This window comes from Roseovarius salis, assembly GCF_044472985.1.
In the GTDB taxonomy this organism is placed as follows: Bacteria; Pseudomonadota; Alphaproteobacteria; order Rhodobacterales; family Rhodobacteraceae; genus Roseovarius; species Roseovarius salis.
On sequence record NZ_JBISDG010000062.1, the window covers coordinates 1 to 12,045 of the forward strand.

Below are 12,045 nucleotides of genomic sequence, written 5' to 3' on the forward strand. Positions count from 1 at the left end.
CGCTGCGCGCCTGCGCCAGCGCCCCGCGGAACAGGGCGGCGGCGCGCACGTCCCGCGCCCGGGCCAGCGGCCACAGGGTAAAGATGAGAACGGTCAGCAGGCTGTAGGTCGTCGCCTCCACCATCGGGGCCCGGTAGGGCGCGAAAACCGCCGGGACGGGCAGGCGCGGCTCGATCAGCGGGGCAAGGGCGATGGGGCCGCCGACCCCCAGAAACAGCCCCAGCACGATCCCCAGCAGGGCCAGCACGCCCACCTGCATGAAATAGGTCAGGAACACGGTGGACTGGTCGGCGCCGAGCGTGCGCAACGTGGCGATGGTCTGTGTCTTGCCCGCGAGGTAGGCGCGCAGCGCGGCGGAAATGCCCACCCCGCCCACGGCGAGGCCCGACAGCCCGACCAGCACGAGAAAAGCGCCCAGCCGATCGACAAACTCGGCGGCGCCGGGAGCGCCGTTGCGGGCATCGCGCCAGCGCATGCCGCTGCCGTCCATCGCCTGTTCCGCCTGCGCCTGCAGGCCCGCCAGATCCGTGTCCGGGGGCAGCTCCAGCCGGTAGCGCGTCGAGAAGAGCGTGCCGGGCTCAAGCAGCCCCGACCCTTCCAGGGCCGCCGTGGCGACGATGGTGCGCGGGCCCAGCCCGAACCCGGCGGTGGCGTTGTCCGGTTCGGACTCCAGCGTCGCCATCAGGCGGAACTCCTGTGTCCCCAGGCGCACCGTGTCGCCCCGCGCGATGCCGAGCTTGTCCACCAGAAGCGGGTGCATCACCGCGCCGGGCAGCCCGCCCGCCCCGGCAAGCGCCCGGCCGAGCGGCATTTCGGGCTTCAGCTCGACCGTGCCGACAAGGGGATAGGCCGCGTCCACCGCCTTGACCTGGGTCAGGCCGCGCGCGCCGTCCGGAACCACTGCCATGGAGCGGAAATCGACGATCTCGGACACGCGCCCGGCGATCCGCTCCATCCATGCGCGCTCGTCCTCGTCGGCGAAACGGTAGGTCAGCTCTATCTCCGCGTCACCGCCCAGGAGACGTGCTCCCTCCTGCCGCAGCCCTTCGGAGATACTCTCGCGCACGGTTCCGACGGCGGCGATGGCGGCCACGCCGAGGATCACGCAGCCAAGAAAGACGCGGAAACCGCGCAACCCGCCGCGCAGCTCTCGCAAGGCCAGCCTGCTCGCGGTGCGAAGCGTCATGCAGCGGCCTCTTCTCCGGATATTCGTCCGTCGTCGAGGCCGATCACCCGGTCGCAACGGCGTGCGAGGTCGGGGGCGTGCGTCACGAGAATGAGCGTGGCAGCGTGACGTTCGCGCAATCCGAAAAGCAGGTCTATGATCGCCGCGCCGTTTGCGGAATCAAGGTTTCCGGTGGGTTCGTCGGCCAGCAGGATGTCCGGGCGCGGCGCAGCCGCGCGGGCCAGCGCCACGCGCTGCTGTTCGCCGCCCGAAAGCTGGGATGGATAATGACCTGCCCTTGCCTCTAGCCCGACGGTCCGCAACTCCTCGGCGGCCCTGTCGAAGGCATCCGCGTGGCCTGCGAGTTCGAGGGGCACGGCGACGTTTTCAAGCGCGGTCATCGTCGGGATCAGGTGGAAGGACTGGAACACGACGCCGAAATGATCGCGCCTGAGCCGCGCCAGCGCGTCCTCGTCCATCGCGGTGAGATCGTGCCCGAGCGCCTCAACCCTTCCAGCTGTCGCCTGCTCCAGGCCGCCCATCAGCATCAGCAACGAGGACTTGCCCGATCCCGAGGGGCCAACCAGGCCCACCGTTTCGCGCCGGTGGACATCCAGCGTGATCGCGTCAAGTATCCGCACGGGCCCGGCGTTGCCTTGGAGTTCCAGCGATGCGCCGGCCAGCGAAAGGATGGGAGAGGACATGTTTTTGCGCCTGATTGCAAAAGGTTTTCCGACATATGGGGTGGCGCGCGCCTGCGGCAAGGTGCTCTTGGCGCTCATCCTGTTCGTGACCCCGGCGCGCGCCGGGGAGGTCACGGTTCTCGCGCTTGGTGACAGCCTGACACAAGGATACGGTCTGGCGCAGGGGCAGGGCTTCGTGCCACGGCTCGAGGCGTGGCTGGAGGCCCGCGGGCACCGGGTGCATCTCGTGAACGGGGGGGTGTCGGGTGACACGACAGCCGGTGGCGCGGCCCGCGTGGAATGGTCGCTCACGCCGCAGGTCGATGCCATGATCGTCGCGCTCGGCGGCAATGACATGCTGCGCGGGATCGCTCCCGGTGTCGCGCGGGACAACCTGCAGACCATCCTGCGCGCGGCCGAGGAAAGATCGGTCGCGGTGCTGCTGGTCGGGATGCAGGCCCCGGGCAATTACGGGCCGGAATACAAGCGGGCCTTCGACACCATGTACCCGGAATTGGCCAAGGCCCATGACACGCTGTACTTCGAAAGCTTCTTCAAGGGGCTGGGCACCGACGACCCGGGCGAGGCGCGCGCGTTCTTTCAGCCGGACGGCATCCATCCCAATGCGCGGGGGGTCGAACGGATCGTCGACGCCATGGGCCCTGCGGTCGTGCGGCTGATCCAGCGCGCGAAATGAAAAAGGGCCCCGCGAGGGGGCCCAGATCCGTCGCTCGGCGCGTGGCTCAGGCCAGCGCGATGTTCGTCGCCGCCTCGCGGCCGTCGCGGCCCGCCTCGACGTCGAAGGTCACCTTCTGATCGTCGGCCAGCCCGGTCAGCCCGGCGCGTTCCACAGCCGAGATGTGAACGAACACGTCCTTGCCACCGGTTTCGGGGGCGATGAATCCATACCCCTTGGTGGCGTTGAACCATTTTACAGTGCCATTGGCCATCTGTCTTACTCCTAGTTTTTCGCTGCCCGCGGAAGTGCGGCAAGCCCGGCAAGTCATTACTGGATCGATTGACTGAGCCGTTGGGTAGGAACAGATGGTCGATAGATGTAACGTCGCTCCCCCGATATGCGCAGAATCGCGCCCTGATACAAGAGAAAATTCGCCAGCACGTTGCCGCGCGGGCCGAAATGCCTCGCGGCCGCGTCATGCGTTTGCGCAGCGCGCGCTGCGCGCGCCGATCGCGCGGCGGCAGGTTCGGAAGCCATGCAGGCGCCCCCGTTTGCTGCCGTGCCGTGGGAGGTCAGCCGCGCGTGGTCCCGCGGCGAACGGCCCATCTGATCGCGGCCCATGGCAGGCGCAGGGCCGTCCGCGCGAGCAGCCCGGGATATTCCGTATCGCCGGACAGCAGGCGCATGTAATCGTGCTTGAGCCGCCGCGAAGCGCGGAAAGTGCTGGCGAAAAACGGTTTCAGCGGCCGCGCGAATATCACCGGTCGCAGGAGGCGCGCAGACCTCAGCGCCGTCCGAATCGGCCGGGTCGCGGCGCGGTAGTGCCCCATGGCGGCGTGCGGACGTTCCGCGCGGATTGCCGTGGCGGCCGCCCGCGCCGCCAGCGCGCCGGAGTGCACGGCATGGCCGATGCCTTCGCCGGTGATCGGGTCGACGAACCCGGCCGCGTCGCCCGCCAGCAGGACATTGTGCCGTCCCGGGCGGGTCCGGTAATCGCCGAAGGGCAGGAAATGCCCCTTCACCCTTGCCGGGCTTTCCGCGCCCAGCAAGGCCCGGTAGGCGGCCAGCCGGGATTTCATGTCGGGGTTGCGTTCCTGCAGGCCGCCCAGACCGATCGTGGTGCTGCCGCGCTTGGGAAACACCCAGCCATACCCCCATTCCGCGGCAGCAAAGTCTATGCGCAGCGGCGTGGCGTCATCCGGTGCTTGCGCGTCGGCCTCGATCTCCAGCGCAAAGCCGATGCGGTGCTTGTCGAACGGTGCGCCGAAAAGCGTTCGGGCGACGCTGCTCTGCACGCCGTCCGCGCCGATGAGGCAATCATAGGCCAGCGTCTCGCCGGACTGGAGCGCCACGCGTTGCCGGTCGATGTCGAGGCGGGCGATGCGCTGTCCCGAATAGTCGTGGGCACCGGAATCCACCGCGCGCCGGAAAAGCTCGGCGTCGAGATCCCATCGCATCGTGAGATGGGCCGGCGGAACGCCCGTGAGACGCCCCAGCCGCACGCCGTCAAGGTGGAACTCGAAGTTCCGACGCGTCTCGAACAGGGCCGGGTCGACATCAAGATCGAAGATGTCGGACAGGTGCCTTGCGCAGCGTCCGGTCACCAGCCCGCCGCACAGCTTGGTACGGGGAAATCGTGCCTTGTCGATCAGCGCGACGGACAGCCCCTCGCTCCGGCCCGCAACCGCTGCCGCGGCCCCAGCCGGGCCGGCGCCGACGATCACGAGGTCGAAGCGGGGCATCAGGCTGGCTCCCGGCGGCGTATCAACGGTTTTTCAAATAGCCCGCGTCGCGGGCCGTGCATAGGCCGTAGACCGCCCGGGCGCGCTCTTACAGCGATGCCCAGTCGGTGAACTTGAACGGCTTTTCGGGCCGGTAGCCCGGAAGGCATGCCGGCCGCCGCCGGGGGACCGCCCATTTGCTTGGCTTTTGTGTCATATCTGCTCTCCTCACGGCGCCACGCTGCCCGGTGAATCTGCCGACCGCATGGCGGGGCAGGGGCAATCGGGTGCCATGCCGGAGGGAATTGCGGGGCGTCAGGGTGCGGCAAAGCCGGTGATGAGTTGCCGCAGCCCGATCGCCGCACCGGCGAAGATCGCCGCAAAGGTCACCGGGGCGCTGATCGCCAGCACGGAAAAGGCGGACAGGCCCTGCCCGATGGTGCAGCCGAGCGCCAGGACCGAGCCGAAGCCCATCAGCACCGCGCCAAGCACCTGCCGGCGCAGTTCTCGCGGATCTTCGCAAGCCTCCCACCGGAAATGCCCCTTCACGAGACTGCCGGCGAAGGCACCGGCCAGCACGCCGCCGACGGAGCCGACGCCGAAACTCAGGCCGCCGCCGCTGGACGTCATGAGGTAGATCAGCGATTCCCCGAGCGGGGCGGAGAAGGTGTGCGACACCACCGGCATATGGCTGAAATGGGTGTTCACGACCCACGAGGTCCCCCACCAGCCGCTGACGATGGCCGCGCCCACCACCGCGGCCCAGATCATCGCGCGGCCGTTTCGGAGCATTTCGGCCGACCAGATCGCGGCGACGGTCACGGCAGTCCCCAGCGCGAGGCCCAGCGCGATATGCGATATCCCGGCCGCCTGTCCCAGCAGGCCGGGGATGCTGGCGGCACCCATGTCGACCGTGGTGGATTCGACCAGTGCCACGCGCAACCCCGCCAGCGGGCCGGATTGCATGACGTAGGCCGAGATGCCCATCACCAGGACGATCACGAAGGCCCGGAAATCGCCGCCCCCCGTGCGCGCCAGCGCGCCGAAGCCGCAATGCCCGGCGATGGACATCCCGTAGCCGAATATCAGGCCGCCCATCACGGTGGCGACGGGCGACCATCCGGCAGCGAGATAGGTGGTTTGAGCCAGCTCCATCCGTCCCGTCGCGGCCAGCCCGTACGCGCCGATGATCGCCGTGCCGATGGCCAGGAACCACATGCGCAGGCGGATGGAGCTATGCTGGTAAAGAAAGTCCTCGATCGCGCCCAGCGTGCAGAAACGGCCAAGCCGGGCTGCAAGCCCCAGAAGGATGCCGCCAAACAGCCCGGCAAGGGCCATGAGCGACGCGTCCGACAGACCGTCCAGCAATGTCTCCTCCCAAGTCGAAGAGCGTCAGCCGCAGCGGCAGAAAAGCTCGTAGACGACTTCCAGTATCCGGATAGCCCGGTTGTCTGTCAAACGATAGTAGATCGCCTTGCCCTCGCGGCGCGGCGCGACCAACCCCTCGCTGCGCAGCCTCGAGAGCTGCTGCGACACGGCCGCCTGCCGCGCCGACAGCAATTCCTCCAGCTCGGTCACGGATTTCTCGCCCGTGGACAGGTGGCACAGGATCAGCAGCCGGCCCTCGTGGCTGATCGCCTTGAGAAAGGCGGAGGCGTCACTGGCGCTCTCCGCAATGTCTTCCATGCCGCTGGCCCTCGAAAGCGACGCCGCCAGCGGGGTGGGGGGCGCCGCGTCACCGGCCCGCGGCTGGCCCCCATCATCGCCGGGAGGAAGGGGCGTGGTGGCCGTCATGACCCCGGCCGCGTGGCATCGGGATGCGCATCCAGAAGCTGTACCAGAAGCGGCCAGAAGAAATGCGCCCCGGGGTAGCCCTCGATGCGCCCCAGTTCCTGCCCGTCATCCACCAGAACGAAGGTCGGGGTAAACACGGGCTGGCTTGCGAAGGAGATGTCGTCGGGCAAAGCCCCGATCTCAACACGCCGCAGAGGCGCGCGCTCGGCCTCCTGCGTCTTGGCGTAGGCGTGGCCGATGTCGGCCTCCCACTGGGCGCACCAGCTGCACCCGGCCTGCCGCACCATCAGCAGCTCTGCCGCGTGCCCCCGGAACGGCGCGGACAGAAACACGAGGAAAAGAACGGATATGGCGAGGGATGCGCGCATGAACGCTCCGGTTGACGGGGTATACTCACATAGCATAGTTTGAATATGAATTTCGATCAAGCTTCGCGGGCCCAGCATGTTGGATGTGTCTCTTCTCAGTGCCTTCCTCGGGGGTTTGATCGTCTTCTTCTCGCCCTGCATTCTGCCCATCGTGCCCTTTTACCTGAGCTACATGGCAGGCGCCACGATGCAGGAGATCGGCAGCGACGGGGCGCTGCCGCCCGGGGTGCGGCGGCGGGCGGTCCTTGCCGCGATCATGTTCTCACTGGGTATCATCACGGTGTTCACGCTGCTGGGAGCCGCCGCTTTCGGGCTGAGCCAGGCCTTCCGCTCCGTCCAGACCGAATTCCGCCTGGTGGCGGCGCTCATCGTGCTGGTTCTGGGGCTGCATTTTCTGGGCGTGCTCAGGATCGGTTTGCTCAACCGCGCGTTCCAGATGGACATCGGCGAGACGCGGCAGATGTCGGTGCTCGGGGCCTACGTGGTCGGTTTCGCCTTTGCCGCGGGTTGGACACCCTGCGTTGGCGGGGTTCTGACGGCGGTGGTCTTTACCGCCTCCACCGAGGCCACGGCGCTGCGCGGGCTGGTTCTGCTGCTGGTATTCGGGGTGGCAATGACGACGCCCTTCGTGGTGGCGGCCATGTTCATCGGCCCGTTCCTGCGCTTTGCCGCGCGGTTTCGTCGCCACCTGCCCAAGGTCGAGAAGGCCATGGGCGCACTGCTGATCGTTTTCGCGGCGCTGATCGCCACGGACAGCGTGAACGTGATCGCGCAATGGATGCTGGAGGCGTTCCCGGCGTTCCAGAAAATCTGAGGGAGGAGACCAAGATGACACGTATTCTGAGTTTCATTGCCGCGCTGATGCTGGCGCTGCCGTCCATGGCCGCGGAACTGGGCGACGACGGCCTGCACAAAACGGATTGGATGCGCGACACCTTCAAGGATCTGCCCGCGGATCTCTCCGAGGCCAGCGCCGAGGGCAAGCGGCTTATGATCATCTTCGAACAGCGTGGCTGTATCTATTGCAAGCGGATGCACGAGAAGGTTTTCCCCATGCCGGTGATCGCGGACTACATCCGCGACAACTTTTTCGTGCTTCAGATGGACCTTTACGGCGCGACCGAGATCACCGATTTCGATGGCGAGTCGCTGTCCGAACGTGATGCCGCGCGCAAATGGGGCGTGATGTTCACGCCCACGATTCTCTTCATGCCCGAGGAGGTCGCGGAGGGGCAGAGCGCCGGAGAGGCGGCGGTGGCCACCATGCCAGGGGCCTTTGAGGCCGGCACGACGCTGGATTTGCTGACATGGGTCAACGAGAAACGCTACCTGCTTGATAACGGAGAGGATTTTCAGCGTTACCATGCCCGCCGCATCCGCGAGCGTGATGTCGATCTTGGGGATTGAGGAGGCTCACAAAGTTGCGTTGAATTCAAAAACGCGAATTTAATCTTGCTCGATCGCGCAATTGTGTCCTATGGTATAGCGAAAATTGAATGTGTAGCGGGAGGACACATGAGACCAGCATTGACGATTGCACTGGCCCTGGTGGCGACAAGCGCCGTGGCCACGGCCGGAGAGGTGGCGCCCAGCGAAGTGACATACGGCGAGTACGGCGCTGTCGAACAATCGCTGACCGGCAAGCCCGGTGACCCTGAGAACGGCGCGAAGGTCATGAAGACCAAGTCGATCGGCAACTGCATTTCCTGCCACGAGGTGTCGGCGCTCAAGGATGCGCCGTTCCACGGCGAGATCGGCCCGATGCTGGACGGCGCGGGCGACCGCTGGTCCGAGGCGCAGCTTCGCGGCATCGTGGCCAACGCGAAGAATACCTTTCCGGAATCGATGATGCCGGCCTACTACAAGACGACTGGTTTCGTGCGCCCCGGCAAGGCCTTTACCGGCAAGGCGGCGGAAGAGCCGCTGCCGCCGTTGCTGACAGCCCAGCAGATCGAGGATGTCGTTGCCTTCCTTTCGACGCTCAAGGACGAATGATGGCGCGGCACAAGCACGCACAAGGAGACTGACAAGATGCAATTCACGAGACGTGAAACACTGGTCATCGGCGGCGCGGCCGCGGTCGCGGTAACGCTGCCGATGCCGGCGATGGCTTCCAAGACGGATGCCCTGATCGAGGAGTTCACCGGCGGCGCCGAGGTGGCCGATGGTGGCGTGGAACTGGACGCGCCGGAAATCGCCGAGAACGGCAACACCGTGCCGATCGAGGTGGCCGCCGAGGGCGCCTCGGCGATCATGGTTCTCGCGGCCGGTAACCCCGAGCCGCCCGTGGCGACGTTCAACTTCGGTCCGCTGGCCGGGGCGCATCGCGCCAAGACACGGATCCGGCTCGCCAGCACGCAGGACGTGGTGGCGGTGGCCAAGATGGCCGATGGCAGCTTTGCCAAGGCCACCAAGACCGTGAAAGTCACCATCGGCGGCTGCGGCGGCTGAGCGAGAGGAGATAGAGACGATGGCAAAAGGTGTACGCCCCCGCGTGAAAGTTCCCCGGAGCGCTTCGGCCGGTGACACGATCACGATCAAGACCCTGATCAGCCACAAGATGGAGTCGGGCCAGCGCAAGGACAGCGATGGCAACGTCATCCCGCGCTCGATCATCCACAACTTCACCTGCACCTTCAACGGCGAGACGGTCATCGACGTCAAGATGGAGCCGGCGATCTCGACCAACCCGTATTTCGAGTTCGAGGCGAAGGTGCCGGAATCGGGTGAATTCCAATTCACCTGGCACGACGATGACGGGTCGGTCTACGAAACGGCCAAGTCGATCGAGGTTGCCTGAACACGGGCCAGCCAGCCCCCGCGCCGCCGCAACCCGGCGCGGGGTCACGCTAGGGAGGATAAGACTGCATGAAAACCAGAACACTCACAGCCATGGCGGCGATGCTGATCGCGCCCGGGATCGCGATGGCCGATCCGGATGACGACACGCTGATCGTCAATGGCGAGATCGAGATGGTGACCAAGACCGAGGCGCCCGAGCACATGTCGGACACCTACATCGACACGATCATGTCGGGGTGGCATTTCCGGTCGGACGAAACTCAGGCCCTGCAAATGGACGACTTCGACAACTCGGGCATGATCTTCGCCGACGAGGGCCGCGCGCAGTGGAACCGCGAGGCCGGTTCCGAGGGCAAGTCCTGCGCCAGCTGCCACGGGACGCCGGAGGAGAGCATGAAGGGCGTGCGCGCCAGCTATCCCAAGTGGGACGAAGAAGCCCAGGAGGTGCAGACGCTGGCGATGCAGGTCAATGACTGCCGCACCGAGAACATGGGTGCGGAGCCCTACGGCTATACCAGCACCGAGATGGCCAACATGGAGGCGCTGATTTCCGTGCAGTCCCGCGGCATGCCCGTGGACGTGGCCATCGACGGCCCGGTGCGCGAGACGTGGGAGCGGGGCAAGGAGCTCTACTACACCCGCACTGGGCAACTGGAACTGAGCTGCGCGAATTGCCACGAGGACAACTATGGCAACATGATACGCGCCGACCACCTCAGCCAGGGCCAGATCAACGGGTTTCCGACCTACCGCCTGAAGAACGCCAAGCTGAACACCGTTCATGCGCGCTTTAAGGGCTGCGTGCGGGATACCCGCGCCGAGACCTACACGCCCGGGAGCCCGGAATTCGTCGCGCTGGAGCTCTACGTGGCCAGCCGCGGCAACGGCCTTTCGGTCGAAGGACCCTCGGTCAGGAACTGAAGCCAAGGGAGCCCCGCACCGCCCGGACGGTGCGGGGTTTCTCTTACCCAGATACATTCAAAATTCCGCATGTCATGCGGACAAGGACGTGCCAAAGATGATATCCCGCCGCGATTTCCTCCAGGTCAGCATGGCCGCCTCCGCCCTCTTGGGGGCCAGCGGTTTCGGCAACTGGTCGAAACTGGCCGCGCAGCAGGCGCTGAGCCAGGATGACCTGCTGCAGTTCGACAGCTTCGGCAATGTCAGCCTGATCCATATCACCGACATCCACGCGCAATTGAAGCCGATCTATTTCCGCGAACCCGAGATCAATATCGGTGTCGGTGCAAACAAGGGCGACGTGCCGCATGTCACCGGCGCCGAGTTCCGCCGCCGCTACGGGATCGAGGACGGCAGCCCCGCCCACTACGCCCTGACCTATGACGATTTCGCCGCACTGGCGCGCGAATACGGCCGGGTCGGGGGGCTCGACCGCGTGGCGACGGTGGTCAACGCGATCCGTGCCGAGCGGCCGGATGCGCTGCTGCTGGACGGCGGCGACACGTGGCACGGATCCTACACCTGCTACCAAACCCAGGGGCAGGACATGGTCAACGTGATGAACGCCCTCAAGCCCGACGCGATGACCTTCCACTGGGAATTCACGCTGGGGCAGGAGCGCGTGCGCGAACTGGTGGGCGGGTTGCCCTTCGCGGCCCTTGGCCAGAACATTTTCGATGCGATGTGGGACGAACCCGCGGCGGAGTTCGCACCTTACAAGTTTTTCGAGCGCGGGGGCACCAAGATCGCCGTCATCGGGCAGGCGTTTCCCTACATGCCGATCGCGAACCCGGGCTGGATGTTCCCCGACTACAGTTTCGGCATCCGCGACGAGCACATGCAGGCCATGGTCGACGAGGTGCGCGCGCAGGGGGCGGAACTGGTCGTCTGCCTCAGCCACAACGGTTTCGACGTCGACAAGAAGATGGCCGGCGTGGTCAAGGGGATCGATGTGATCCTGACCGGTCACACGCATGACGCCCTGCCCGAGCCGGTGCAGATCGGCGACACCATCCTGATCGCCAGCGGCTCCAACGGCAAGTTCGTCAGCCGCGTGGATCTCGACGTGCGCGACGGCCGCATGCAGGGCTTCCGCCACAAGCTGATCCCGGTCTTCAGCGACGTGATCACGCCCGACCCGGAGATGGCGGCCCTCATCGACGCCGAGCGCGCGCCCTACGCCGACGCGCTGGCCGAGGTGATCGGGCAGACCGACAGCCTGCTCTACCGCCGCGGCAACTTCAACGGCTCGTGGGACGACCTGATCTGCAACGCGTTGCTGTCGGAACGCGAGGCCGAAATCGCCATGTCGCCCGGCGTCCGCTGGGGCCCCAGCCTGATACCCGGGCAGGACATCACGCGCGAGGACATCTGGAACGTCACCTCGATGACGTATCCCGAGGCCTACCGCACCGAGATGACGGGGGAATTCATCAAGGTCGTGCTCGAGGACGTGGCCGACAACATCTTCAACCCCAACCCCTATTACCAGCAGGGCGGCGACATGGTGCGCATCGGCGGCATGGGCTATCACATCGACATCAGCAAGCCGCAGGGCGAGCGGATCTCGGACATGACCCTGCTCAGCACAGGCGAGCCGATAGACCCGGCCCGCAACTACGTCGTGGCCGGTTGGGCCAGCGTCAACGAGGGTACCGAGGGGCCGCCGATCTGGGACGTGGTGGAAAGCCACATCCGCAAGCAGGGCACCGTCAGCCTGCCCGAGAATGACACCGTTACCGTGACGGGCACCTGACCCCGTCGAGTCAAGGAGAGCTGCAAAAATGTCAGAGAGCTTCAGCAACAAGCCGACCTCCCGCCGCGCCTTCCTGCGCGGCAGCGCGGCGGCGGCCGCCGGGGTCGTGGCCGGATC

General features: G+C 66.2%; 15 protein-coding genes. 8 read left to right on the forward strand and 7 right to left on the reverse strand.

From position 1 onward, the window contains the following. Positions 1 to 1,186 (reverse strand): FtsX-like permease family protein (locus ACH13J_RS17195; protein WP_397544578.1); only part of this gene is annotated, 1,186 nt, incomplete at its 3' end. Then, positions 1,183 to 1,869 carry an ATP-binding cassette domain-containing protein gene (locus ACH13J_RS17200; RefSeq protein ID WP_397544579.1) on the reverse strand — a complete coding sequence of 229 codons (687 nt, stop codon included), beginning with the start codon at positions 1,867 to 1,869 and terminating at the stop codon, positions 1,183 to 1,185. The genes ACH13J_RS17200 and ACH13J_RS17195, both read right to left, overlap by 4 nt. Between ACH13J_RS17200 and ACH13J_RS17205 the strand changes: the two genes are divergently transcribed. Then, the gene (locus ACH13J_RS17205; RefSeq protein ID WP_397544580.1) at positions 1,868 to 2,545 is read left to right on the forward strand and encodes an arylesterase; all 678 of its coding nucleotides are present in this window, start codon (positions 1,868 to 1,870) and stop codon (positions 2,543 to 2,545) included. The two genes, ACH13J_RS17200 and ACH13J_RS17205, sit on opposite strands and share 2 nt — an antisense overlap. Positions 2,546 to 2,591: 46 nt before the next feature. Here ACH13J_RS17205 and ACH13J_RS17210 read toward each other — a convergent pair whose 3' ends face one another. The 5 genes from ACH13J_RS17210 to ACH13J_RS17230 form a co-directional block, all read right to left on the reverse strand. Beyond that, positions 2,592 to 2,798, reverse strand: coding sequence for a cold shock domain-containing protein (locus ACH13J_RS17210; protein WP_397544581.1), 207 nt, complete (start codon positions 2,796 to 2,798; stop codon positions 2,592 to 2,594). Positions 2,799 to 3,099: 301 nt separating this feature from the next. After that, positions 3,100 to 4,269 carry a geranylgeranyl reductase family protein gene (locus ACH13J_RS17215; protein ID WP_397544582.1) on the reverse strand — a complete coding sequence of 390 codons (1,170 nt, stop codon included), beginning with the start codon at positions 4,267 to 4,269 and terminating at the stop codon, positions 3,100 to 3,102. Positions 4,270 to 4,563: 294 nt separating this feature from the next. Next, a complete protein-coding gene (locus tag ACH13J_RS17220; protein WP_397544583.1) occupies positions 4,564 to 5,616 on the reverse strand; it encodes a YeeE/YedE family protein in 1,053 nt (350 codons plus the stop codon). 24 nt (positions 5,617 to 5,640) lie between these two features. Beyond that, on the reverse strand, positions 5,641 to 5,934 hold the full coding sequence (locus ACH13J_RS17225; protein ID WP_397544584.1) for a metalloregulator ArsR/SmtB family transcription factor: 294 nt from the start codon (positions 5,932 to 5,934) through the stop codon (positions 5,641 to 5,643). A 104-nt stretch (positions 5,935 to 6,038) separates the two neighbouring features. After that, positions 6,039 to 6,410: a hypothetical protein gene (locus ACH13J_RS17230; RefSeq protein ID WP_397544585.1), complete on the reverse strand. Its 372-nt coding sequence runs from the start codon at positions 6,408 to 6,410 to the stop codon at positions 6,039 to 6,041. A 76-nt stretch (positions 6,411 to 6,486) separates the two neighbouring features. Between ACH13J_RS17230 and ACH13J_RS17235 the strand changes: the two genes are divergently transcribed. From ACH13J_RS17235 to soxB, 7 genes are all read left to right on the forward strand, one after another. Beyond that, on the forward strand, positions 6,487 to 7,224 hold the full coding sequence (locus ACH13J_RS17235) for a cytochrome c biogenesis protein CcdA (RefSeq protein ID WP_397544586.1): 738 nt from the start codon (positions 6,487 to 6,489) through the stop codon (positions 7,222 to 7,224). A gap of 14 nt (positions 7,225 to 7,238) precedes the next feature. Further along, the gene (locus ACH13J_RS17240; RefSeq protein WP_397544587.1) at positions 7,239 to 7,817 is read left to right on the forward strand and encodes a thioredoxin fold domain-containing protein; all 579 of its coding nucleotides are present in this window, start codon (positions 7,239 to 7,241) and stop codon (positions 7,815 to 7,817) included. Positions 7,818 to 7,925: 108 nt separating this feature from the next. Beyond that, entirely contained in the window at positions 7,926 to 8,405 is a 480-nt protein-coding gene (gene soxX / locus ACH13J_RS17245; RefSeq protein ID WP_397544588.1) for a sulfur oxidation c-type cytochrome SoxX, read from the forward strand. A gap of 36 nt (positions 8,406 to 8,441) precedes the next feature. After that, a complete protein-coding gene (soxY, locus tag ACH13J_RS17250) occupies positions 8,442 to 8,861 on the forward strand; it encodes a thiosulfate oxidation carrier protein SoxY (RefSeq protein WP_397544589.1) in 420 nt (139 codons plus the stop codon). Between the two features lie 19 nt (positions 8,862 to 8,880). Then, a complete protein-coding gene (gene soxZ, locus ACH13J_RS17255) occupies positions 8,881 to 9,210 on the forward strand; it encodes a thiosulfate oxidation carrier complex protein SoxZ (RefSeq protein WP_397544590.1) in 330 nt (109 codons plus the stop codon). 68 nt (positions 9,211 to 9,278) lie between these two features. Continuing rightward, positions 9,279 to 10,133 carry a sulfur oxidation c-type cytochrome SoxA gene (soxA, locus tag ACH13J_RS17260; protein ID WP_397544591.1) on the forward strand — a complete coding sequence of 285 codons (855 nt, stop codon included), beginning with the start codon at positions 9,279 to 9,281 and terminating at the stop codon, positions 10,131 to 10,133. A gap of 97 nt (positions 10,134 to 10,230) precedes the next feature. Next, positions 10,231 to 11,928, forward strand: a complete 1,698-nt coding sequence (gene soxB, locus ACH13J_RS17265; RefSeq protein ID WP_397544592.1) for a thiosulfohydrolase SoxB — start codon at positions 10,231 to 10,233, stop codon at positions 11,926 to 11,928. The last annotated feature ends 117 nt before the right edge of the window (positions 11,929 to 12,045 follow it).